The organism is Sphingobium sp. PNB, assembly GCF_019873065.1.
In the GTDB taxonomy this organism is placed as follows: domain Bacteria; phylum Pseudomonadota; class Alphaproteobacteria; order Sphingomonadales; family Sphingomonadaceae; genus Sphingobium; species Sphingobium fuliginis.
The window spans coordinates 1-23101 of sequence record NZ_JAINEZ010000014.1; the positions used below are offsets into that span (position 1 = coordinate 1).

Annotated in this window: 22 protein-coding genes and 1 pseudogene; 3 read left to right on the forward strand and 20 right to left on the reverse strand. The window is 66.9% G+C overall.

The genetic code is table 11. The features are described 5' to 3' along the window. The 3 genes and pseudogenes from K7W03_RS07060 to K7W03_RS07070 form a co-directional block, all read right to left on the reverse strand. A pseudogene (locus tag K7W03_RS07060) lies at positions 1–476 on the reverse strand (NADP transhydrogenase subunit beta); the annotation flags it as partial. Further along, a complete protein-coding gene (locus K7W03_RS07065; RefSeq protein WP_061936908.1) occupies positions 476–745 on the reverse strand; it encodes a proton-translocating transhydrogenase family protein in 270 nt (89 codons plus the stop codon). The pseudogene K7W03_RS07060 and the gene K7W03_RS07065, both read right to left, overlap by 1 nt. Before the next feature lie 29 nt (positions 746–774). Beyond that, on the reverse strand, positions 775–882 hold the full coding sequence (locus tag K7W03_RS07070; RefSeq protein ID WP_226869800.1) for an aa3-type cytochrome c oxidase subunit IV: 108 nt from the start codon (positions 880–882) through the stop codon (positions 775–777). Positions 883–1051: 169 nt separating this feature from the next. Between K7W03_RS07070 and K7W03_RS07075 the strand changes: the two genes are divergently transcribed. Together K7W03_RS07075 and K7W03_RS07080 are read left to right on the forward strand one after the other, a co-directional pair. Beyond that, positions 1052–2497 carry a sigma-54-dependent transcriptional regulator gene (locus K7W03_RS07075; RefSeq protein WP_222885855.1) on the forward strand — a complete coding sequence of 482 codons (1446 nt, stop codon included), beginning with the start codon at positions 1052–1054 and terminating at the stop codon, positions 2495–2497. Between the two features lie 104 nt (positions 2498–2601). Further along, positions 2602–3228, forward strand: coding sequence for a hypothetical protein (locus tag K7W03_RS07080; protein ID WP_222885856.1), 627 nt, complete (start codon positions 2602–2604; stop codon positions 3226–3228). Positions 3229–3304: 76 nt separating this feature from the next. Here K7W03_RS07080 and K7W03_RS07085 read toward each other — a convergent pair whose 3' ends face one another. From K7W03_RS07085 to K7W03_RS07125, 9 genes are all read right to left on the reverse strand, one after another. Beyond that, entirely contained in the window at positions 3305–3808 is a 504-nt protein-coding gene (locus K7W03_RS07085) for an asparaginase domain-containing protein (protein WP_048577390.1), read from the reverse strand. Positions 3809–3878: 70 nt separating this feature from the next. Further along, complete coding sequence (locus K7W03_RS07090) at positions 3879–4691, reverse strand: pyrroline-5-carboxylate reductase family protein (protein ID WP_222885857.1); 813 nt, start codon at positions 4689–4691, stop codon at positions 3879–3881. A gap of 11 nt (positions 4692–4702) precedes the next feature. After that, complete coding sequence (locus K7W03_RS07095) at positions 4703–5209, reverse strand: YbjN domain-containing protein (RefSeq protein WP_222885858.1); 507 nt, start codon at positions 5207–5209, stop codon at positions 4703–4705. A 91-nt stretch (positions 5210–5300) separates the two neighbouring features. Then, positions 5301–5591, reverse strand: a complete 291-nt coding sequence (locus tag K7W03_RS07100; RefSeq protein WP_007683948.1) for an accessory factor UbiK family protein — start codon at positions 5589–5591, stop codon at positions 5301–5303. 46 nt (positions 5592–5637) lie between these two features. Further along, entirely contained in the window at positions 5638–6186 is a 549-nt protein-coding gene (locus K7W03_RS07105) for a TspO/MBR family protein (protein WP_222885859.1), read from the reverse strand. A 20-nt stretch (positions 6187–6206) separates the two neighbouring features. After that, positions 6207–9311 carry an efflux RND transporter permease subunit gene (locus tag K7W03_RS07110; protein WP_222885860.1) on the reverse strand — a complete coding sequence of 1035 codons (3105 nt, stop codon included), beginning with the start codon at positions 9309–9311 and terminating at the stop codon, positions 6207–6209. A 12-nt stretch (positions 9312–9323) separates the two neighbouring features. Continuing rightward, positions 9324–10382, reverse strand: coding sequence for an efflux RND transporter periplasmic adaptor subunit (locus K7W03_RS07115; protein ID WP_061936890.1), 1059 nt, complete (start codon positions 10380–10382; stop codon positions 9324–9326). An 87-nt stretch (positions 10383–10469) separates the two neighbouring features. Further along, positions 10470–11207, reverse strand: coding sequence for a TlyA family RNA methyltransferase (locus tag K7W03_RS07120; protein ID WP_025549713.1), 738 nt, complete (start codon positions 11205–11207; stop codon positions 10470–10472). Beyond that, positions 11207–13240, reverse strand: a complete 2034-nt coding sequence (locus K7W03_RS07125) for a protein-disulfide reductase DsbD family protein (protein ID WP_222885861.1) — start codon at positions 13238–13240, stop codon at positions 11207–11209. Before K7W03_RS07125 ends, K7W03_RS07120 begins: the two co-directional genes overlap by 1 nt. 79 nt (positions 13241–13319) lie before the next feature. Here K7W03_RS07125 and K7W03_RS07130 point away from each other — a divergent pair, with 79 nt between their 5' ends. Further along, a complete protein-coding gene (locus K7W03_RS07130) occupies positions 13320–14972 on the forward strand; it encodes an alkaline phosphatase family protein (RefSeq protein ID WP_222885862.1) in 1653 nt (550 codons plus the stop codon). Positions 14973–15036: 64 nt separating this feature from the next. Here the strand turns inward: K7W03_RS07130 and epsC are convergent, their stop codons facing one another. The 8 genes from epsC to K7W03_RS07170 all read right to left on the reverse strand — a co-directional run bounded on the left by epsC (position 15037) and on the right by K7W03_RS07170 (position 23035). Continuing rightward, entirely contained in the window at positions 15037–16041 is a 1005-nt protein-coding gene (epsC, locus tag K7W03_RS07135) for a serine O-acetyltransferase EpsC (protein ID WP_222885863.1), read from the reverse strand. Positions 16042–16133: 92 nt separating this feature from the next. After that, positions 16134–17453, reverse strand: a complete 1320-nt coding sequence (locus K7W03_RS07140) for an ATP-binding protein (RefSeq protein ID WP_025549716.1) — start codon at positions 17451–17453, stop codon at positions 16134–16136. Next, positions 17450–18160, reverse strand: coding sequence for a response regulator (locus K7W03_RS07145; RefSeq protein WP_025549717.1), 711 nt, complete (start codon positions 18158–18160; stop codon positions 17450–17452). The genes K7W03_RS07140 and K7W03_RS07145 overlap by 4 nt, the downstream gene beginning before the upstream one ends. Before the next feature lie 166 nt (positions 18161–18326). Continuing rightward, positions 18327–19172 carry a TorF family putative porin gene (locus tag K7W03_RS07150; protein WP_025549718.1) on the reverse strand — a complete coding sequence of 282 codons (846 nt, stop codon included), beginning with the start codon at positions 19170–19172 and terminating at the stop codon, positions 18327–18329. A 297-nt stretch (positions 19173–19469) separates the two neighbouring features. Then, positions 19470–20966 carry a SulP family inorganic anion transporter gene (locus K7W03_RS07155; protein WP_222885864.1) on the reverse strand — a complete coding sequence of 499 codons (1497 nt, stop codon included), beginning with the start codon at positions 20964–20966 and terminating at the stop codon, positions 19470–19472. 4 nt (positions 20967–20970) lie between these two features. Next, positions 20971–21669 (reverse strand): carbonic anhydrase, encoded by a 699-nt coding sequence (locus tag K7W03_RS07160; protein ID WP_025550378.1) that lies wholly within the window; start codon positions 21667–21669, stop codon positions 20971–20973. 206 nt (positions 21670–21875) lie between these two features. Further along, positions 21876–22586 carry a response regulator transcription factor gene (locus K7W03_RS07165; RefSeq protein ID WP_025550376.1) on the reverse strand — a complete coding sequence of 237 codons (711 nt, stop codon included), beginning with the start codon at positions 22584–22586 and terminating at the stop codon, positions 21876–21878. Continuing rightward, positions 22583–23035 (reverse strand): hypothetical protein, encoded by a 453-nt coding sequence (locus K7W03_RS07170; protein WP_222885865.1) that lies wholly within the window; start codon positions 23033–23035, stop codon positions 22583–22585. The genes K7W03_RS07165 and K7W03_RS07170 overlap by 4 nt, the downstream gene beginning before the upstream one ends. Positions 23036–23101: the final 66 nt, after the last annotated feature.

Here is a 23101-nt window from a genome sequence, read left to right on the forward strand (position 1 = left end):
GGATGCCACCGCCCCGCCGCCCCGCGCCACAGGACCGCCGCCGCCCCCGCGCAGGCCATGGCACCGCAGGCGACGGCGGCGCCGATCGCAGCGGCGCCCTCGATGCGCAGCCGGTCCGTCGCATCGTCGAGCAGGCCGAAGGCATGCGGATCGCGCAAGGCCGCTCCGCCGATGAAGACGGCCGCCAGGCCGGCCTGTCCGATGAGACCGCACATCAGCGATGGAAGCGCGGATCGCGGCATGCCGCGCCCCAATGCCAGCCCGATCGCGCTTCCGGCGATCAGCGCCGCGCAGATTTGCGGCAGGGCCATGACATCATGGCTGTAGAGGGTCACGGTGCCCGCAACCATCATCGCGGCGCCCGCCAGATGCGCGCCCCGCCGCAACCCGCCGCCAAGCGGGGCCAGCAGAGCCGCCGCGAACAATAAGGCGGCCAGCGACCAGCCGGCGAGGATCGTCGCGTTCACGCCTTCCATCATGGCCGCGGCGGCATGCCGATCCGCCGCGCCGCCACCAAACCGCCGCAAAACCCGGCGCTGCCCGCCACTATCGCCAGCAGGCCCAATGTCCGGGCGATACTGCTGCCCGCCTCCGCCGCCACGATCAGCGCGCCGACCAGAATGGCGGATGACAGCATCTGAAGAACGGAAACGAGCGCCCAGCCCTCGTCCGGCCGCGCCCGCCATGCAACGAGCGCCCCGACGATACAGGCGGCCAAAAAGCAGGGGAGAAGGAACGGCGTCATCTGCTCCCCCTTCAGCGATCAAGCCTGGCTCAGCTGGCGATCAGCAGCACGACCAGAGCGGCGACGACGGCGCTGGCGATGGTTCCCCATTTGATGAGGGCTACGAACCCTTCATAGGTCTGGGTTGCGCTGTTCATATTCCCGTCCGAAGCCATGCACTGTCCCTCTCTGTCCGTTTCGCGGCATCCTCTTATCGCCAAGCCCTCTCCCCCTCAAGCCGTCAGCGGACAAGAAAATTTTTCCGGTTAAGCCGGTCTTTACCCCTCTTCCCTACCTTCGGCACCAGTTCGCTTATGAGGGGTAAGGATGGCGCGCGACGGCGTTTCGATGCTGATGTTGATCGACGACGAGCCGGCGCAGCGCAGGCTGGTGTCGGCTCTCGCCGCCCGTGCGGGATGGCGCACCATCTTCGCCAATGACGGCGACACCGCGATTGCGATGCTGGGCACGCAGGACGGCATGCGGCTCGACGCCGTGCTGCTCGACCAGTGGAGCCCGAGCTATGAGCCGACCGGCCTGATCCGCGAACTGCGTGCCCGCCGGCCGGCCCTGCCCATATTGATCCTCACCGCGCATAACAATGTCGCCGTCGCGGTGGAGGCGATGCGGGCCGGCGCCACCGACTATCTCGCCAAGCCGATCGCGCCTGAGCGGCTGCTCGCCGCGCTCAACGCCACGCTGAACGGCGAACATGGCAAGGGCGAGTTGCGCCCGCTGACCGAGAAGATCCCTGCCGCCTTGTCCTTCGAGGATGTGGTCGGCGCCGCGCCGCAGTTCCGCGCCGCGCTCGCCATCGCGGCCAAGGCGGCCCGCGCCCGCGTCCCCGTGCTGATCGAGGGCGAAAGCGGCGTCGGCAAGGATGTGATCGCCCGCGCGATCCACGCCGCTTCCCCCCGCCACAAGCAGGCGATGATCACCGTCAATTGCGGCGCGATCCCGGCCAATCTGGTGGAATCCGACCTGTTCGGCCATGAACGCGGCGCCTTCACCGGCGCCTTCGACCGGCAGGTCGGCAAATTCGTCGCGGCCGACATGGGCACGATCTTCCTCGACGAAGTGAGCGAAATGCCGCTGGACGCGCAGGTGAAGCTGCTGCGCGTGCTTCAGGACGGCGAAGTCCAGCCCATAGGCGCGCGCCGCCCGATCCATGTCGATGTCCGCGTCATCGCCGCCACCAACAAGCGGCTGCATGACGAGATCGAGGCGGGGCGCTTCCGCGAAGACCTATATTACCGCCTCAACGTCGTGCAGCTCACCATTCCGCCGCTGCGCGAACGTCTGGGCGATGTGCCGGCGCTGTGCCGCCATCTGCTCGCCCGCATCGCGACCCAGCCGGGATTGCGCGGCCTTGGCCTTACCGACGACGCGCTGGCGCTGCTGATGCAGCATGACTGGCCGGGCAATGTGCGCCAGCTTCAGAACGCCCTGTTCCGCGCCGCGGTGCTGTGCGAGGGCGATGCTCTTACGCCCCAGGATTTTCCACAGATCGCCGCCCATATTCGCGGGCGCGGCCATGGCGAGTCCCGTGGCCGGCTTCATGCCGTGCCGCAGCCGCATCGGGAGGCCGCCGGCATCACCCTGTTCGAAGGCGACGGCCATGTCCGCCAACTGGCGGAGATCGAAGCGGACGTCATCCGCCTGGCCATCGGCCATTATCGCGGGCGCATGACCGAAGTGGCCCGGCGGCTGGGCATCGGCCGCTCCACCCTCTACCGCAAGCTCGCCGAACTGGGCATCGACAGCGCTGCCTGATCGGACCGGCTGACGGGGGCGGACGCCCCGCACTGCCGTCGTCCCATCGCGCCACACGCGGTTGCGGCGTTGAAATGTCGCGGCGGCTATGCTTTGGGGGAGCGATGAAAAGCGCCATCCTCGCCGCCGCCATGCCCCTCCTCCTGCTGGTCGCCTGCGGCCGCGCGGAACCGGTGGAGGACCTCCCAAGCCAGGACGAACTCGCCGCCGCCGCCAATGCCGCCGCGGCCAGGGCGATGGCCGAAGCGAAGGCCGACACGCCCGCATCCCGCAACTATGTCAATGTCGAGCGCGGCTTTTCCATCACCTTCCCCGAAGGCTGGCAGAAGGACGCGGCCTCCAGCAATGCGGACGGCGTGGTCTATCAGGACCCCGGCGCGGGCGCGGACGTCCGCATCTTCTGGCAGAAGAAGGAGGGCGACCAGACGCTGCAACAGATCGTCGAGACGGTGAGCGAAGGCTCCGAAGGGGTGAGCGGCGATTATATCGGCGATAACGAATATCGCGGCACCGCCAATGACGGCGAGGGCAACAATGTCGCGCTGCGGCTGATGAAACAGCCGGACGGCTCTATCGTCACGGCCAGCTTCGTCTATCCTGAAATGCTGAGCGAGCAATATCAGGCGATGGCGGAAAAGACGCTCGACAGCCTCCGCATCTTCGCGCCCAAGGCGCAGACGCCGGAGGGCGGCGCGGTTCCCGTGGCGGCGGAGAAGGCCGGCACGCGCTGAAGCGGCCGGTCATGAAGGGATCATGGGCGAGAGGGGAAATGACCTCTGATCGACCAGGAACACCCCCAACGCAAACTCACTCGCCAATCGGGACGAAGGCGCCCTTTTCCCGATCCTTCACCACCCTGTCGGCCCGGAAGACCGACCCGCTCATCGTGATGTAAACGCCCGGCGCGGCAAGCTGCACCGTCGCAAAGGCCATGCCGAGGTTGAAGCTGGCGTCGCTTTCCCCGAAACGCGCCGGGGCGAGCGCGCCCACCAGCACGACCGTCTTGCCGGCGATGGCGGAAAGCAGCTTCGCCGTCTCCGTCATCGTGTCGGTGCCGTGGGTGATGACGATATGGCTTTCAGACGCGGCGGCCACACGGTCGCGGATCAGGGCGCGGTCGGCATCGTCCAGTTCCAGGCTGTCCTTGCGCACCACTTCCTCGATGCGGAAGGGCCGCTTGACGCGGGCGATGTCCAGCAGCTTCGCCACCACCGTTTCGCCTACCTGATAATCCGACAGCGCATCGAAATAGATCTTGTCGATCGTCCCCCCGGTGGTGAGGACAAGGATGGGCGTTTCGGGGGACAGCATCGCAGGACTCCAAAGGAGGGGAATGTCGTTTCTCTAAGGGATTTGCGGGAAGAGGTGAACCGCCCCGGCCCTATTCGCCCCGGGCCATCGCCTCGCCCCGGTCGCGCGCGGCGACCAGCGTATCGGTGAGCAGCTTCAGCAACCGGTCGTCGGCATCGAGCACGTTCAGACCCTGCCGCGTCATGCCGCCGGGGCTGGCCACGCGATCCGCCAGCACGGCCGGGCTTTCGCTCGCCATGGCAGCCATACTGGCAGAGCCGCGCACGGTGGCGAGCGCCATGCGCCCGGCCTGCTCGGCGGAGAGGCCGATCGCCTCGCCCGCCCGCGCAAGGGCATCGACGAAGCGGAACAGAAAGGCGGGTCCGCAGCCGGACAGCGCGGTGACTTCGTTGAACTGGCCTTCATCCGCAATCCATTCGGCAAGGCCTAGCGGGGCGATGAACGCCTCCACCGCCTTGCGCGACGCCGCCGGGAATGCGGCATCCGCATGGAGCGCGGTGACACCCTCCCCTATGCCCACCGGCAGGTTGGGCATGGCGCGGACGATTTCCGCCGCCGCGGGGAAAGCGGCGCGCAGATCCGCCAGCCGCGTTCCCGCAAGGATCGAAACGATCCGCATATCGGCGCTGCAAAGCGGCGCAAGCAGGCCCGCGACATCGCCAAGCTGATAGGGCTTCATGCCCAGCAGGATGGTGGTGCCGGCGGGCAGGGAGGCCGGATAGTCGGTGACGACCCTCACCCCTTCCGCCACCGCCTTGCCGCTGGGACGCAACACGACCACCCGCGCCGGATCGAGGCCGCAGGCGAGCCAGCGCCGCAGCATCTGCCCCGCCATATTGCCGCAGCCGACAAGGAAAAGATGGTCGGGCCAGATGTCGGTCATGGGAAAGGGTCTCAGGCTTCGCCGCGCGTTTCGATGAGGCTGGCGGAAATCGCCTCCGTCGGGCTCTTGCCGCCCCAGAGGACGAACTGGAACACCGGATAGAAGCGCTCGCATTCGTCTATGGCGGTTTCCACCAATATCTGCGCCTGGTCGAGCGTCAGCGTGCCGCCCGCCCCCAGCAGCGCGCCGTGGCGGAACAGCACGATGCCGCTGGAGGACCAGAGCTCGAAATGGCCGAGCCAAAGCTGTTCGTTGATCAGGCCCAGCGTTTCGTAGATGGCGCTGCGCTTGTCCTCATTCACCCTGATGTCGGGCAAGGCGAGCATTTGCAGCACCTGGTCCTCGTCGCGCCAGATGCCGCGCAGCTCATATTGCGCCCAGGACCCCTGGGTGCTGGCGACGATCTCATCCTCACCGACCTGATCGTAGCTCCAGCCATGCGCCTCGAAATAGGCGGCCAGCATGTCGATCGGCGCGGCCTCCTGACCGCCATTTTCATATTCGTCGCTGTCCATCATCTGCGCGCCTTAAAGCATTTTTTGCGCCGGTGGAAACCGGGGCGGCATGGAAAATGCGTGGACAACTCCGCTTCCGCCGGAAATCAGCCGGTTATTCGCCGTCCCTGGGCTTGGCCCGGACCGTCTGCTTGACCGGTTCGGACGCCTTGCCCTCCAGCGCGTCGAGCCGGGCCTTCAGCAATTCCACCTCCTCCCGGGCGGCGGCGGCCAACGCCTTGACCGCGTCGAATTCGTCGCGGCTGACGAAATCCATGCCGCCGATCCACTGCTTGGCCTTTTCGCGGGCATTGGTCTCGAATTCCCGGCTCATGCCTGCGACGGTTCCGGCCGCGCCGTTCACCAGCTTGGCAAGGTCGTCGAAAAAGCGGTTTTCGCTCTGCATGATGCTTTATCCTTCCGTGCGGCGCCGCGATGGGCGGCGCCAAAAATCATATCTGGGTCTGGAGCGCGGGTTTGCCAAGGCTTTCCGCGTCCGGATTGAGGCGGCCGATCTCATAGTTGAGGTAGGAGGCGAAGGCCAGCCAGCACAGATAGGGCAGCAGCAGCAGGCCCGCGACGCGGCGGACGCGCCAGAACAGCGCGGTCGTGACGGCGACGAGCAGGAACAGCAGGACGATCAGCAGCAGCGCCTGGTCCACCAGATGCGCGCGGAAGAAAAGCGGGGACCAGAGGAGGTTGAGGCCCAGTTGCACGATGAAGGCCGCAATCGCGATGCCCCGCCCTCGTGCGCCCCGCGCGTGCAGGACGATGGCGAAGGCAAGCGCCATCAATATGTAGAGCACGGTCCAGGCAAGGCCGAAGACCCAGCCGGGCGGGATCAGCTCCGGCTTGGCGAGGGCGGCGAACCAGCGATTGCCATAGCCACTATTGGCGAGCCTGCCCGAAAGAAAGCCAAGGAAAACAATCGCAGGCACAGTAACCAGCGCCCAGCGCGCATAGGCAAGACGTAATTGACCCGGAGACGCAATCTCGTTCATCGGCAACGAAGCTCCACCTTTTATTCGGCGGCTTCGGGCGAATCCTTCAAGGCCGAGTCAAGCCGCCGACTGACGGTTTGCGGTGAAACGGTTCGTCCTGCAACCCGCGAATAGAGGATCGGGATCAGGAACAGCGTGATCAGCGTCGCCAGGCTGACGCCCGAAACCACCACCACGCCGATGGAATGGCGCGCCGCCGCGCCCGCTCCGCCGCGAATGACCAGCGGCACGGCGCCGATGACCGTCGCGATGGAGGTCATCAGGATCGGGCGCAGGCGCCGGGCGGCGGCCTGACGGATGGCCGCGCCGATCTCCAGCCCCTCGTCGCGCAGCTGGTTGGCGAATTCGACGATCAATATGCCGTTCTTCGCCGCCAGCCCCACCAGCATGACGATGCCGATCTGGCTGTAGAGATTGACCGATCCGCCCGTCAGCGCCAGCCCCAGCACGCCGCCCGCCACCGCCAGCGGCACGGTGGCGATGATGACGCCGGGATGGACGAAGCTTTCGAACTGCGCGGCGAGCAGCAGATAGACGATCAATATGGTGAGCCCGAAGACGAGCCAGATCGACCCGCCGGTCTCGCGCAGCGACTGGCTCTCGCCCCGATAGCCGAGCGCCAGCACCTCAGGCGACTGGCGCGCCTGTTCCTCCAGGAAACCCAGCGCCTCGCCCAGCGAATAGCCCGGCGCGAGCGCGGCCGTCAGCGTGATGGCGCGCAGCTTGTTGTAGCGGTTGAGCTGGCGCGGACCGGCGACCTCGCGGACGGTGACCACGGCGGACAGCGGCACGAGGACGCCGGTGCGGCTGCGCACATTGATGCGTTCGAGGTCCGCCTGGGTCTGCCGCCCCTCCCGCTCTGCCTGCACCAGCACGCGATATTCCTCGCCCCGGTCGACATAGGTGGTGACGCGGCGGGAACCGAGCAGCGTCTGCAAGGCCTGGCTGATGTCGTTGGCAGACACGCCCAGGTCGCCCGCCCGCTGCTGATCCACCTCGATCCGCATCTGCGGCTTGGTCTCCTTATAGTCGGAATCGAGGTTGATCAGGCCCGGATTGGTCGCGGCGGCGGCCATGATGCGGTCGCGCGCGGCGACCAGCCCCTCATAGGTCGCACCGGCCAGCACCAGATTGACCGGCAGGCCACGGCCACGGCCCAGCCCGGAACGCGGAGCGACATTGCCGCGCACCCCCGGCTGGTTGGCGATCACCTTGTTGATGGTGTCGGCCACCTGCGCCGTGGTGATCGTGCGGTCCTCCCAGGGCCGCAGGAAGGCGATGATGTTGCCGCCGTTGAAATCGTCGCTGGTGCCGAAGCCGGCGGGGGCACGGATGTTCAGCACCTGCAGCGTGCCTTCATCGCGCAACGGCTGAAGATCGGTCTCGATCCTATGCATATAGGCGTTCATGCGGTCGAACCCGGTGCCTTCGGGCGCTGTCACCTGCCCATCGACGACGCCGGTATCCTCCGCCGGGGCCAGTTCGGTCGGCAGCGTGGTGAACAGCACGCCCGCCCCCGCCAGGAACAGCAGCACGGGCACGAGAGCGAGGACGGGCCGTTTCAGCACACGGTCCAGCAGCCGCGCATAGCCCGCCTCCAGCCGCTGGAACCGGTCGTCGACCCAGCGCGACAGGTGGGACCGTTCGGAATGGCGCAACAGCTTCGAACAGAGCATCGGCGCGAGGCTCAGGGAAATGAAGCCCGAAAAGGCGATGGCGGCGATCATCGCGATGGCGAGTTCGCGGAAGAGCAGGCCCGTCTGCCCGGCGAGGAACATCACCGGCACGAACACCGCGCAGACCACCAGCGTGGTCGAAATGATGGCGAAGCCCACCTGCCGCGTGCCGAGATAGGAGGCGACCAGCGGGTCCTCCCCCTGTTCGATGCGGTGATAGACATTCTCCAGCACGACGATGGCGTCGTCCACCACCAGGCCGATGGCCAGCACGAAGGCGAGCAACGTCAGCAGATTGATCGACAGCCCCAGCAGCCACATGACCGCGCAGGTCGCCAGCAGGCAGATCGGCACTGTGACCGACGGAATGATCGTCGCGCGCAGGGAGCCGAGGAAGAGGAAGATGACCAGCACGACCAGCAGCGCCGCTTCGGCCAGCGTGTCGTAGACATTGTCGATGGCGCGGCTGATGAACAGCGATTCGTCCGATCCGATGGTGACTTTCATGCCCGCGGGAAGCGTGGGCCGCAGTTCAGCGATCAGCGCCTTCGCCTTTTCCGCGACCTCCAGCGTGTTCGCGCCCGACTGGCGGATGATGCCCACGCCGACGCCTGTCGCGGCGTTGGAACGGAAGGAGGTATAGGGGTTTTCCGCGCCCTGCTCGATCCGCGCGACGTCGCCCAGCTTCACCTGATAACCGTCCGCACCGCGCCCGACGACAAGCTGGGCGAATTGTTCGGGCGTGGAAAAGGCGCGCTCGACGCGCAGCGTCTGGTTCTGGTCCTTCGATTCGAAGCGCCCGGCGGGCAGTTCGACATTCTGCGCGCGCAGGGCGGCCTCTATGTCGCCCGGCGTGATGCCGAAGGCGGTCAGCTTCTCCGCATTCAGCCAGATGCGGGTGGAGGGCCGTTCGTCGCCGCCGCCGGTGACGCGGGCGACGCCGTCAATGGCCGAGAAACGGTCCAGCACATTGCGGTCGAGATAGTCGGCGATCTGCGTCGGGGTCCAGCCGTCCCTGGTGAACACGATGAACAATATCGACCGCGCATCCGCATCGACCTTCCGGATTTCGGGCGCGAGCGCATCCTCCGGCAGATCCTCTACCACGCCGCCCACGCGGTCGCGCACGTCGTTCGCGGCGGAATCGATGTCGCGCGACGGATCGAATTCGATGCTGATCGAGGAGACGCCGTCGCGCGAGGTCGAGGTGATGTTCTGTATGCCCTGTACGCCCGCGACGCCATCCTCGATGATCTGGGTGATACGGGTTTCCACTACCGACGCCGCCGCACCGGTATAGGTCGTCTCCACCGAGACGATGGGCGGATCGGTATCGGGATATTCGCGAATGGAAAGGCTGAGATAGCCGACCACCCCGACGATGCAGAGCAGCACCGCGACGACCGCCGCGAAGACCGGGCGACGGACGGACAGGTCCGAAAGCTGCATGGCCGCGCCTCCCTAACCGGCCGCCCGGCCGGCGCTGGCGCTTTTCGCTTCCGGCTTGTCGCCGGGCAGGCGGACGGGCACGCCGTCGGTCAGCTTGACGACGCCGTCGGTGACGACCGTCTGGCCCGGCTTCACCCCGCCCAATATCTCGACCAGCCCGTTCTGGCGGATGCCGGTATCGACCCTGGTCCGCCTGGCCTTGCCATCCTCCACCAGGAAGACGAAGCGATCCTCACCATCGCCCACGACCGCCAGCTCGGGCACGGCCAGCGACTGGCGCTGCTTCGCAAGCACATTCACCGTCAGCAGCATGCCGGGCTTCAGCGCGCGGTCGGGATTGGGCAGGATGGCGCGTATCCGGACGGCGCGGGTGGCGGGGTCGATCACCGGATCGATGGTGGCGATGGTGCCGGTGAAGGGCCGGTCGGGCCAGGCGGCGGAGACCGCCCTGATCGGCTGCCCCTCCCGCACCAGCGCCAGGCGGGTTTCGGGGATGGTGAAGTCCAGCTTGATCCGCGAGATGTCGCTGACCGTGGCGATCGGCGTGCCGGCGGTGACGATGGCGCCGGGCGACACCATGCGCAGGCTGACCCAGCCGGAAAAGGGCGCGCGCACCACGCGGTCCCCGATGGAGGCGCGGGCCTGCTGCGCGCTGGCGCGGGCGGCATTGGCCAGCGCGACCTGGCTGTCGAGGCTGGCGGCGGTTGCGAAGCCCCGCTCCTTCAACGCCTTGATGCGCTCCAGTTGCTGCTGCGCCTGAAGCGCCTGCGCCTGGGCGGCGGCGAGTTCCGCCTTCTCCTGACCCACGGCCAGGGACGCGATCACCTGCCCCTTGCTGACATAGCCGCCGTCGCTGAAATTGAGGGAGACGATCCGCTCCGTCACCGGGGCGGACAACACCACCTGCTCATTGGCGAAGGCGGTGCCGACCGCGTCCAGATTGTCGGTAAAGGTTTCACGCAATATGGGCGCGGCTTCGACCAGTGCGGAAGGACGCGGCTTCTTTTCCTTTTGACCGCCACAGGCGGAAAGGGTCAGCGCGATCAGGAAGACAGGCAGGATGGTGCGCATGGGATCGGGCTAATCGGCCTTTGCAAGCGACTCAAATGGGCATTTGTCGCAGATGATGACTATAGCGGCGAAACGAACAGGATGGGATTATCCGCCAAATATTGCGAAGAGGAGAAATTCGACATTGCCCTGTGGGCCGGTAATCGGGCTGGCGGTTATGCCTTCGACCTGCCACCCGCGTGACAACACCCATTCCCGGACGTCGTTGCACACCCGTTCATGGATCGCGGGATCGCGCACGACACCGCCCTTGCCGACTTCCTCCCGCCCCGCCTCGAACTGCGGCTTGATGAGGGCGACCAGGCGCGCGCCGGGACGGGCGAAGCTCAAGGGCCGGTCCAATACCTTGGCGAGCGCTATGAAGCTGGCGTCGCAGACGATGATGTCCACCGGCTCCGGGATGTGATCGGCGGTCAGGATGCGGGCGCTGGTCTGTTCATGGACGATGACGCGGGGGTCGGAACGCAGCTTCCAGGCAAGCTGGTTGGTGCCGCTGTCCACCGCATAGACCCGCGCCGCGCCATGGGTCAGCAGGACGTCGGTGAAGCCTCCGGTCGAACTGCCGACGTCGATGGCGACGGCGCCGGTCACGTCGATATGGAAATGCTCCAGCGCGTGGGCCAGCTTGATGCCGCCCCGCGACACCCAGGGATGGTCGCGGCCCTTCACCTCCAGCCCGGCGTCGGCGGCGACCTGCTGCCCGGCCTTGTCGATCTTCCGGTCGCCCAGGAAGACGAGACCGGCCAGGATCAGCGCCTGCGCGCGGGCCCGGCTTTCGGCAAGGCCGCTGTCGACGAGCAGCTGATCGGCGCGGACCTTGGCCATCAGGGCACCAGCGCCGTCAGCGTGGCGGGCGTCAGAAGCTGCGGCAATGTCTGCGCCTCCCGGCCGGGCGCATACCAGAGGTAGAGCGGGACGCCGGAACGCCCCTGCCCTTCCAGGAAGCGGGTGATGGCGGGGTCGGCATTGGTCCAGTCGCCCACCATCACCGTGACGCCCGCCCTTTTGAAGGCCGCGCGGGTCTCTTCGCGATCGATGGCGGCGGCTTCATTGGCCTTGCAGGTCAGGCACCAATCGGCGGTGAAATAAAGGAAAACCGGCTTTTTCGCGGCGCGAAGGCTGGCGAGGCGGGCTTCGTCGAAAGGGACGCCATGGGCCGATGCCGCGGCGGCCGGCGCATGCGCCGGCAACAAAATGGCGGCTCCTGCGAAGAGGATGAGCGCCGCGCAGATCATGGCAAGCCCGCCGCGCCGGCCGTGACGCTGCCTGCGCCCCAGCCACCACAGGCCGGCACCGAGGATCAGCGCCGCGGCGACGCCCAGCATGATGGCGGTAACGCCGCGCTGCTGGCCGAGCAGCCACAGCAGGCCCAGCGCGGTCAACGCCATCGGGATGGCGAGGATCTTCTGAAGCCGCCCCATCCACGCTCCGGGCCTGGGCAACCGCGTGCGGAGCGGCGGGATATAGGCCAGCGCCAGAAAGGGCAGCGCCAGGCCAAGGCCAAGCCCCGCGAAGATCGCCAGCGCCGCGCCGAGCGGCAGGACCAGCGCCGCGCCCATGGCGGCGCCCATGAACGGCCCGGTGCAGGGCGTGGCGACGAAGGCGACCAGCGCGCCGGTCCAGAAGGCGCCGGACGCGCCGCCCTTGTCCGCCAGCCTGTCGCCGCCGCCGAAGGCGCTGAGTTCGAACAGCCCCGCGAGGTTGAGCGTGATCGCCGTCACCAGCAGCAACAGCAGCAGGATGATGCGCGGGTCCTGCAACTGGAACGCCCAGCCCACGGCCGCGCCCGCCGCGCGCAGGCCCAGCAGCAGGCCGCCCAGCGCGAGGCAGGTGAGGATGATGCCAAGGCTGTAGGCCAGCGCCTCCCGCCGGACGACATGCTCATCGCCCCCCGCGCGGGCGAGCTTCATCGCCTTCAGCCCCAGGATCGGAAAGACGCAGGGCATGATGTTGAGCAGCAGGCCGCCGACCAGCGCGCCGCCCAGCGCGAGGAGGACCGTCTGGAAGGTGGCGGGCCGCGCGGCGGCAACCGCGCCGGGCCGTGCCGTCAGCAGGAAACCGACATGGTCGCCGGTGCGCAGGACGGCCTGGACCGGCCCGGATTTCATGCCTTGTCCGGCTTCGGTTTCGATCAGCAGCCGATCGCCCTGCCGCATGACGCTTTGCGGGGCGGCATAGCGGATGAGGCCGTCGGCCAGCGCGAAAAGATGGACGTCGCGGGCGCTCGCCGCCGCGGGAAAAGGAATGGACAGGCGCAGGCGACCGTCAGCCATGGCATAGGCCGCCTCGCTGCCCAGCGGACGCGGGAGGTGGCTGTGCCAGCCGTCGAACTGCGCCCTGCTGCCCGGCAGGACGGAGCCGTCGCCCGCCATCAGGTCCAGCGCCAGTTCCGCCCCCTCGGGCACGCAGACCTTGTCGGTGCAGGCCAGCCAGTCGGCGCGGACGCGGATCGGCAGCTTCGTGCCCTTGGGCACGTCCGGCGCGACGGTCAGCTTCGCCAGCACGCCATAGGGGCCCTCATAGACATGGTTCATGAGGCCGGAGATCAACAATGTCTCCGGCACCGGATAGCGCAGCGGGCCGATGGCGACCCCCTTGGGCAGCGTCCATTTCACGGTCATGCCCAGCCCCGCATCGCCCGGATTTTCCCAATAGCCGTGCCAGCCCGGCTCCGGCGTCATGGAAAAGGCGATCGTCGTGCCAGACGCCTGCCCCTCGCCCGGCCTCGGCACGGCGCTTTCGGCGGTCAGTTCCGCCGCGATATGCGGCGCGCTCCCGCCGAACGCGCCCTGCGCCCGCGCCATGGCTGGCGCGAACAGCAAAAGCACTGTCATCAGAAGGACATGAAAAATCCGCATCGGGCCTCTGTTCCGGTGGACGCAAGGGGGCTAGGTCCGCTTGCATGCGCCGTCAAGGCATCAGAAGGTCTCCTCCCCCATGTTCAAAAAAGTCGCCGCCGCCCTGCTCATCGCCAGTTCGCTGCCCGCGCTGGCCCAACCAGCGGCCACCCCCACGCCTTCCGCCCCGCCCAGGCTGATCGTCGCCATCGCCGTCGACCAGTTTTCCGCCGATCTGTTCAGCGAATATCGCCAATATTATAGCGGCGGCCTCAAGCGGCTGACGGAACAGGGCATCGTCTTCCCGCGCGGTTATCAAAGCCATGCCGCGACCGAAACCTGCCCCGGCCACAGCACCATCCTGACCGGCAGCCGCCCGTCGCGCACCGGCATCATCGCCAATAGCTGGTTCGACCTGCGCACCGCCCGCACCGACAAGCTGGTCTATTGCGCGGAGGATGAGACGCAGCCGGGCACCGACAGCGAAAATTACCAGGCCTCGCCCATGCATCTCAGGGTGCCGACGCTGGGCGGGCGGATGAAGGCGGCCAATCCGGCGACGCGCGTCGTATCGGTCGCGGGCAAGGACCGCGCGGCGATCATGATGGGCGGACCGACGGCCGATCAGGTCTGGTGGCTGGGCGGGCCGAAGGGCTATGTCAGCTACAAGGGCGTGGCGACGCCGCCGCTGGTCGCCAGGGTCAATGAGGTGATGGCCCAGCGTCTGGCAGAGGGCAATCCCGGCTTCGAACTGCCGCCGCAATGCGCGGCCAAGGATTTTCCGGTGAAGGCGGGCGACCGGATCGTCGGCACCGGCCGTTTCGCGCGGGAGGCGGGCGATTACAAGGCCTTCCGCATCTCGCCGGAGCAGGATGCGATGACCCTCGCCTTCGCCGCCGCCGCCATCGAGAGCACGGCCCTGGGCAGGCAGGCGCAGACCGACATCATCTCCATCGGCCTGTCCGCGACGGACTATATCGGCCACACCTACGGCACGGAGGGTACGGAAAGCTGCATCCAGGTCGACCGGCTGGACCGCGAACTGGGCGCCTTCTTCGACCGGCTGGACAAGGATGGCATCGACTATGCCGTGGTGCTGACCGCCGACCATGGCGGCCATGACCTGCCCGAGCGGCACCGGATGAACGCCATGCCGATGGAGCAGCGCGTCGACAGGGCGCTCACGCCCAAGGCATTGTCGGCGGCGGTCGCGGAAAGGACCGGCATCATGGGCAAGACGCTGATCTGGGGCGATGGCCCGGCGGGCGACCTCTATTTCGACCGCAGCCTGACCGCCGCCCAGCACGACAGGGTGAAAGCGGCGGCCCTGGCCCTTCTCCGCGCTCACCCGCAGGTGCAGACCGTCTTCACCAGGGCGGAAATCGCCGCCACCCCCTCCCCCTCCGGCCCTCCGGAAAGCTGGTCGCTGATCCAGGAAGCCCGCGCCAGCTTCGACCCGCAGCGTTCGGGCGACCTGCTGCTGCTGCTGAAGCCGCGCGTCATGTCGATCCCCGAAGCGGCGGTGATGGGATCGGTCGCGACCCATGGCTCGCCCTGGGATACCGACCGCCGCGTGCCGATCCTGTTCTGGCGCAAGGGGCTGGCCCATTTCGAACAGCCGCTCGGCGTGGAAACGGTGGACATCATGCCGACGCTGGCCGCGCTGATCGAATTGCCGGTGCCGAAGGACCAGATCGACGGACGCTGCCTCGACCTGATCGCCGGGGACGGGGATAGCTGCGCGGCGGAGTAAATGAATAAACCTGTCATTCCCGCGAAGGCGGGAATGACGAAGTTTTTGGAGGCTCGCTGCCGCCTCAGATATTCTCCGCTATCCCATCGCGCCCTTCCTCCAGCAGCGCGTGGACGCGATGGGGCGCGGACACTTCCACGCGGCTGGTGACTTCATAATGCGCCTTGGCCTGGCGGACGTTGCTGTCCGCGGGCACGCTGTCGGTCAGCCAGACATTGCCGCCGATCACCGACCGGCTGCCGATGATGATGCGCCCCAATATCGTCGCGCCGGCATAGATCACCACATCGTCCTCGATGATCGGATGGCGCGGCAGGGCCTTTTCCAGCGCGCCCTTCTCATCGGCCGGGAAGCTGCGCGCGCCCAGCGTCACGCCCTGATAGACGCGCACCCGGTCCCCGACGATCGCCGTTTCCCCGATGACCACGCCTGTGCCATGGTCGATGAAGAAGCTGTGCCCGATCCTCGCACCCGGATGAATGTCTATCCCGGTGCTGCCATGCGCGATTTCGGAGATGATCCGCGCCACCAGCGGCGCGCCAAGCTGATAAAGCCGGTGCGCCAGACGATGGTGCGTGATCGCCATCATCGAGGGATAGCAGATCAGCACCTCGTCCACGCTGCGCGCGGCGGGATCGCCCAGAAAGGCCGCCTCCACATCGCTGTCGAGCAGTTCGCGCAAGGTCGGCAGGCTTTCCGCGAAAGCGCCGATGATGCGCGACGCTTCCCGGTCCACATGCGCGATCGGCTCGTCCTTCATCGCATAGATCAGTTCCAGCCTGATCTGTCCGTAAAGCCGGCTCAGCACCGTCTGCAGCGTCTGGGCGACATAGGCGTCCTCATTATGCAGGCGCACGAAGCTGGGGCCAAGGCGCAGCGGAAACAGCGCACCGCACAGCGCCTCCATGATCCTGGTCAGCGTGGCGCGCGACGGAAATCCCTCCGCGCCATATTCGGCGTGGTGGTCCTGCCCCTGCCGCCAGCGCCGCCGCACCGCGCCCAGCTCGGTCGCCAGCCTGTCTATATCCCAATAACCCTGGGCGATTTCCTTTTCGCCTTCTGCCGTCATAAGCGCCTCTTTTCATACAGACGCCCGGCATAGCGCGGCATCCCGCCCGCCAGTAAATGAGTTTTGCTTGGGGGCAGGCAGATTCTCTTTTGTCAGCGCTTCTGGGCATCGGCCGGAAGATGCAGGCATATTTCCGCCCGCAATCCCCCTTCGGGCCTGTTGGCGAGGGTCAGTTCGCCCCCTTCCAGTTCCACGGCCCGCGCGACGATGGCCAGACCCAGGCCAAGCCCGCGCGTGTTGCGCTGCCGCGCCTCGTCCAGACGCGCAAAGGGCTTCAACACCTCGTCCAGCTTGTCGCGCGGAATGCCGGGCCCGTCATCGTCGACCCGGATCAGCACTTCCCGGTCGCGGCGCTCCAGCGTGACGCGGGCGCGGCTGCCATAGTGCAGCGCATTTTCGATCAGGTTGACGATCGCCCGGCGCAGGGTGAGCGACCGCACGGCCATTTCCAGATGGTCGGGCCCCGCATAATCGACCTGCCTGCCCTGATCCTGGAAGGCGTCGACCACCGTCGCCACCAGCACGGCCAGGTCGGTGCGCACCGGCGGTTCGCCATTCTTCTCACCGCCCAGGAAGGCAAGCAGCGAGTCGATCATCTCGCCCATTTCCGCGAGGTCGCCCTCAATCGCCTCCCGCGCTTCATTGTCGGGCAGGTTCTCCAGCCGCAGCCGCAACCGGGCGAGCGGGGTCCGCATGTCGTGGCCGACCGCCGCCAGAGTCTCCGTCCGTTCGGTGATGAGGCGATGGATGCGCTTCTGCATGGCGTTGAAGGCGCGGATGAGGTTCCGGACGTCATTGGACCCGCCCTCCTCCACGATCACTTCGTCGCTCAGGCCAATGCGCTCGGTCGCGCGGGTCAGGTCGCGCAGCGGCGCCAGCGTCCGCCGGATCATGATGCCGCCGACGATCAGCAGCGCCAGCACCGGGATCAGCGCCAGCCCCATGCGGCCGATGGCGAAGGTCCATTTGCCGCCGCTATGGCGCATGCCGAAATAAAGCCAGCTTCCGTCTGCCAGGCGCAGGCCGCCATTGATCTCCGAAACCCGGCCGGGCGAAGCGAGGCGCAGCCACAGGCCCGACTGTTCCAGCGTCGGTTCCCAGTTGACGATCTGCCGGCGCATCCGCTCCAGCCCCGGCGCCAGGGCCGGCGGCGGCGGCGAGGACGGGGTCCAGTGCACGTCGTAGCGATCGGTGGTGAGTTGCAGCGACAGCGCATGCCGCTCGTCCGGCGGATGTTCGGTCAGCAGCTTGCGCGCGATGACCAGATGTTCGGCCAGGCGCCGGGCCTCGTCATCCTGCAGCGAGAGGTGGTTGGACCGTTCGTTCAGGAAGATGCCGACGGCGAATTCCAGCGTCAGGGTCAGCAGCAGGATCGCGAAAATCTGGCCGACCAGGCTGACATGCCGTCTCAAGCGCGGCTGACCTCCGCGTTGAACATATAGCCGACGCCCCGAACGGTGGTGATCGGCGCCGTGCGATCCTGCGTCGACAGCTTGCGGCGCAGGCGGCTGACCAGCACGTCGATGCTGCGGTCGCTGCTGTCGCCCATGCGGGTGCGCGAAAGCTCGATCAGCCGCTCGCGGGCGATGACGCGCTGCGGATGGCTGAGGAAGCTGCCCAGCAGGTCGAACTCCGCGCCGGTCAGGTCGACGATGGCGCCGGTCGGCGAACGCAGTTCCCGCCGGGGGAAGTTGACGATCCAGCCGTCGAAGCGCGCTTCATTCTCGCGATGCTCGTCCGGCCCGCGCTCCACGCCGACGCGGCGCAATATGGCGCGGATGCGGGCGATCAGCTCGCGCGTGCCGAAGGGCTTGGGCAGATAGTCGTCCGCGCCCAGCTCCAGCCCGACGATGCGGTCGGTCTCGCTGCCCTTGGCGCTGATGAAGATGATGGGAACGTCGCTTTTGCGGCGGATCTGGCGGCAGAGATCGATGCCGTTGGTGCCCGGCAGCATGACGTCCAGCACGACAAGGTCGACCGGCCCGGCATCGAACGCCACCCACATCTCCGGCCCGGAGGACGCCGGACGGACCTGATAGCCATGCTCCTGCAGCGCCCGCGCCGTCAGTGTGCGCAGCGGCGGGTCGTCTTCGACAAGGATGATGGTCGGCGCGGTCATGAAAATGTCGGCACGGCTATGGGCATGACAGCGGGATAAGGACGGCCGGACCCCGGGTCAACCGCAGGGCCGGCGGGAAGCGCCCGGATGCGACAGCAGAAACAATTTGTCACGACCGGGAAAGAAGCATGCGCCGGGCCCGGCGAACCGGGCCCGGCGCATGGGATCAGAAAGCGGCGCTCAGCGAGAAGAGGATCGTGCTGCGCGCGATCGACTTGCCGAAGTCCTTACTGTCATTGACCATGAAGTTCGGGCGCAGATATTCTTCCTCGACCCTGGCGATGTCGGTGTCGACATAGGCGACGCCCACGGTCAGCGGCGTGCCGGGAATGGCCAGGTCGGCGCCGACCAGCCAGTCGAGATATTTGCCGGTGGGCGCGATCGAGGTGCCGTTGGGCCCCAGGCCCGAATTGCCGTTCGACCAGCCCATATGGGCCTTCAGCGTGACGGGGGTGTTGGGAACCGCGGCGCTCAGATCCCCCCAGACGTAGAAATTGTCTTCCTTGTCGCCCGGATCGTCGATGCCGCTGGTGGCGCTGCTCTGCCACTTGCCGAGCGCTTCCTGCTTGGGAGCATAGGCGACGCCGACCAGGCCCTTGACCGGGCCGAACTGGTGGGACAGCTTCACATAGGGTTCGGCGAAGTCGGTCTTGTCGGCGCCCGACGGATACATGTACCAGGTCAGGCCGACGTCGACCGTGGTGCCCTCGCCCAGCGCGGCGGAATAGCCGGCGACCAGGTCGAGTTCCATGTTCGCCCCGCCGAAACGGCCCCAGCCGCCAAGGCTCGAACCCCAGGTGCCGACATAGAAGCCGCTTTCATGCGTGGCGGTGATGCCGCCCTGAATGGCCATGCCACGGTCGCTCTGCGACACGCCGCGGAAACGATAGTCGGAAACCAGGCCGACGCTGCCAGTGACGGTGACGGGGCCTGCGGGCTCTTCCTGAGCGAAAGCCGGAGCGCTGGAAAGCAGCGCAAGCGCGGCACAGGCAATCTGATACTTCATGAACATTCCCCTTTTACGTAAGAATGTTCCGTCCTGCGTCCGCTCCGTCCGAAGATCTCTTGTCTTATCGTCTTCGATACCGGCGGATCGAGAGCAGGTTATGGGGATAAGGCGAATTGGGGAAATGGCTTTTTCGCAAATGCGAAAGGACATGAAGGCACTGTGATGTCCGCAACACGATTATTGTCTTACAGTCTTCTGAATATTTCTATTATGTTTCCAGTTTGCATCTTAACGAAAAACCGCCGCATCGCCCAAGGGTGATGCGGCGGTTCGTTCAACGCCTGACGAGGGGGTGAAGGATCAGGCGGCGAGGTGGCGCATGCGGCCGGTGGCGCCGAACAGTTCGACCTGCGCGCCGGTCCCGCGGCGGCGGTCGACCCATTCGCGGACCATTTCCGCGCAAGTATGGTCGATATGGCTGAGCCGCTCGACATTCAGGATGACGAGCCGCCCGGCGGGAAGCGCCTCCAGCCTGGCCGACAGCTTCGGCAGGTTGAGGAAGGTGGCGGTGCCATGCAGCGCGACTTCATGCGCGTCGTCGCGTGCTTCCTCGTCCACGCCCAGGCGGAGACGCCGGGCATGGGGCAGAAGCTCGATCAACGAGAGGCCGATGCCGACCAGAACGCCGGTCAGCAGGTCGGTCGCCACGACGCAGATCAGCGTCGCCGCCCAGACCACGGCCGGCAGCGGGCCATAGCGGTGGAGGAGATGCTTCACATGGTCCACGCTGACCAGACGCACGCCGGTCACCACCAGGATGCCCGCCAGCGCCGCCATCGGGATTTCCCGCAACAGCCACGGAAGCAGGGCGACGAAACCCAGAATCCAGATGCCGTGCAGGATCGTCGACAGCCGCGTCCTGGCGCCGGCCTGGACGTTGGCCGAACTGCGGACGATGACGCCCGTCATGGGCAGCGCGCCGGCCACGCCGCAAAGCAGGTTGCCCACGCCCTGGGCGCTGAGTTCGCGGTTGTAATTGGTGCGCACGCCGTCATGCATGCGGTCGACCGCCGCCGCCGACAGCAGCGTTTCCGCGCTGGCGATGAAGGCGATGGCGATGGCCGTGGTGATGATCGTCGGGTTCAGGAGCTGCTGGACCAGATTGTCGCCCGGCAGCGAAATGGCCGAAACGATCGATTCCGGCACCACGACGCGCGCGACCGGAAGGCCGAGGAAGAAGGCGACCAGCGTCGCCAGCACCACGCCCACCAGAGCGCCGGGAAGCAGCTTCATGGAGGCCGGACGCAGCTTTTCCCACCCCAGCATGCCGCCGATGGTGACAAGGCCGACCGCGAAGGCGGTGGCCGCGTCCTGGTTGCTGAGGCCGAAAATCTGCCCCGGCATGGCGATCAGATTGGCAAGGCCGCTGGAAAGCGGCTTGTCGTCGAACAGCACGTGGAACTGACCGACGACGATCAGCACGCCGATGCCCGCCAGCATGCCGTGCACCACCGCGGGCGAGATCGCGCGGAACCAGCCCCCGACCCGCAGCAGCCCGGCGATCACCTGAATGGCGCCGGCCAGGATCAGGATCGGCCCAAGGGCGGACAGCCCCTGTTTCTGCACGATTTCGAAGACGATGACCGCAAGACCCGCCGCCGGGCCGCTGACCTGAAGGGGCGAACCCGCCAGCAGGCCGACGATCAGGCCGCCGATCATGCCGGTGATCAGGCCCTTTTCCGGCGGCACCCCGGAAGCAATGGCAATACCCATGCAGAGCGGCATCGCCACCAGGAAGACGACGATCGACGCCGTGAAGTCGCGGCTGAAGGTGCCGCCGAAAAATGCCTTGAGCATGAGCTTACTCCGCGGCCTCGGCATAGGCGATGTCGACCGCCAGACGCCTGGCATGGGGCAGCGCCACGGGCAGCGGCTGGCCTTCGCGCAGCGGCAGGAAACGGCCGGTCTCGCCGTCAAGACCCAGAACCTGGCCGGCATGGATGTCGACATACCAGCCGTGCAGCGCGATCTCGCCACGGGCGATGCCCGACGCCACCGAGGGATGGGTGCGCAGATGGGCGAGCTGCGCCACCACATTCTCCAGCGCCATGTTGCGCAGCTTCTCCGCATCGCTGAGGTCGGCGGGGTAGCTTTCGCGACACACCTTCTGCGCGGCATGGCTGTGGCGCAGCCAGGCGGCGACATTGGGCATGGCGCTCAGGTCGGCATTGGTGGACAGCGCCTTCATCGCGCCGCAATCGCTGTGGCCGCATACGATGATGTCGCGCACGCCCAGCACCATGACGGCATATTCGACCGTAGAGGTCACGCCGCCATTCTGCGTCGCATGGGGCGGCACGATGTTGCCGGCATTGCGGCAGACGAACAGGTCGCCCGGATCGGCCTGCATGATATGTTCCGGCACGATGCGCGAATCCGCGCAGGAGATCATCAGCGCCTTGGGGCTCTGCCCGTCGCTGGCGAGGCGGTTGTAAAGCGCGCTCTGGTTCGGAAAGACATGGCTTTCAAAGCTGAAGACGCGACCGATCAGATCGTTCATGTCGTTGCATCCTTCTTATCTGATGGCCGGTCAGGGGGCAGACCGGCCTTGAGGATGCACAATAGGGAAGCGTTTTTGCTGCGTCGCAGCGGCTTTGTTAAATAATATGTCTGAGCGATGGAAAGCGCGATCGACAGGACGGCTCGTCCGATTTCCCCACGGAATCAATGTAATGGATGGGAAACATTCGACCGCGCCGGTTCGGCTCAGCGCCGGTCGACCACGGCGCTGAACATATATCCGCCGCCCCGCACCGTAACGATGGGCGCGGGCCGGCCGCCATGGCTGAGCTTGCGCCGCAGCCGGCTGACCAGCACGTCGACGCTGCGGTCTGACGAGGGCGCGTCCCGCACGCCGGCCAGTTCCATCAGGCGCGGACGGGCGATCACCACCTGCGGATGGTCGAGCAACACGAGCAGCAACGAAAATTCGGCGGCGGTCAGATCGACCTGCGCGCCGTCGGGATCGAGAACTTCGCGCCGGGAGGAATCCACCACCCATCCTTCGAACCGCGCCTCGGCCGGGCGGCGCACGCCAAGGGCGCGCTCGTTGCGCCCACGGCGCAGCACCGCGCGCAGCCGGGCGGCCAGTTCGCGGGTCGAATAGGGCTTCGCCATATAATCGTCGGCGCCCAGTTCCAGCCCGACCACCCGGTCGACCTCGCTGCTGTTGGCGCCCACCAGGATGATCGGCACGTCGCTGCGGTCCCGGACGTCGCGGCACAGGTCCATGCCGTCCGGGCCACGCAGCGCGGCGTCCAGCACGACCGCTCCCACGGGCATGCTGTCCATGGCATTCCAGATTTCGTTCGCAGAGGCGGCGGCCAGGGCCCGAAACCCGCTTTCCTCCAGCGACTGGCGCACTTCATGGCGCACATCCTGCTGGGCCTCCGCGATCAATATCAGCGGTGGACTCATCCGCCGGTTACGGCGTCCTTCGCGGACAGCGCATGAATGCCGTCAAGCTCGCCCAGCAATACCGAACGGTCCCGCTGCGCCACGGCGACCGCTTCGGCGGCGCGAGCGCTGGCGTGGCGGGCGACTTCCGCCTCGATCTCGTCGCGCGCGGCAGTGCAGCCGCCGGCATGGCTGCCCGACAGCGGGGCAAAGCGATGGATCGGCTTGGCGACGGCGGCCAGCGTGCGGCCCTGCGTCGCGACGTCCCGGTTCACGACCAGTTCGGCCTGCCAGCGGCACACCGGCATGGACGGCCGGTTGGCGAAGCGCGATTCGACCTCGCGGAAGCGGACCGTCGATTCGGTCTCGTAACTCGCCTGATAGGCGTTCGAAGCATGGGTGATTTCAGCGCTGTGGATCGGCGTGGCGACGGCAAGGGCCGCCGCGCTGGATGCGAGAATGAGCAACATGGGGCCTTCTCCCTGACGACCGGACATGGTCGGTCAGGGTTTAGGCGCACTGAATGTCTCCGAAAT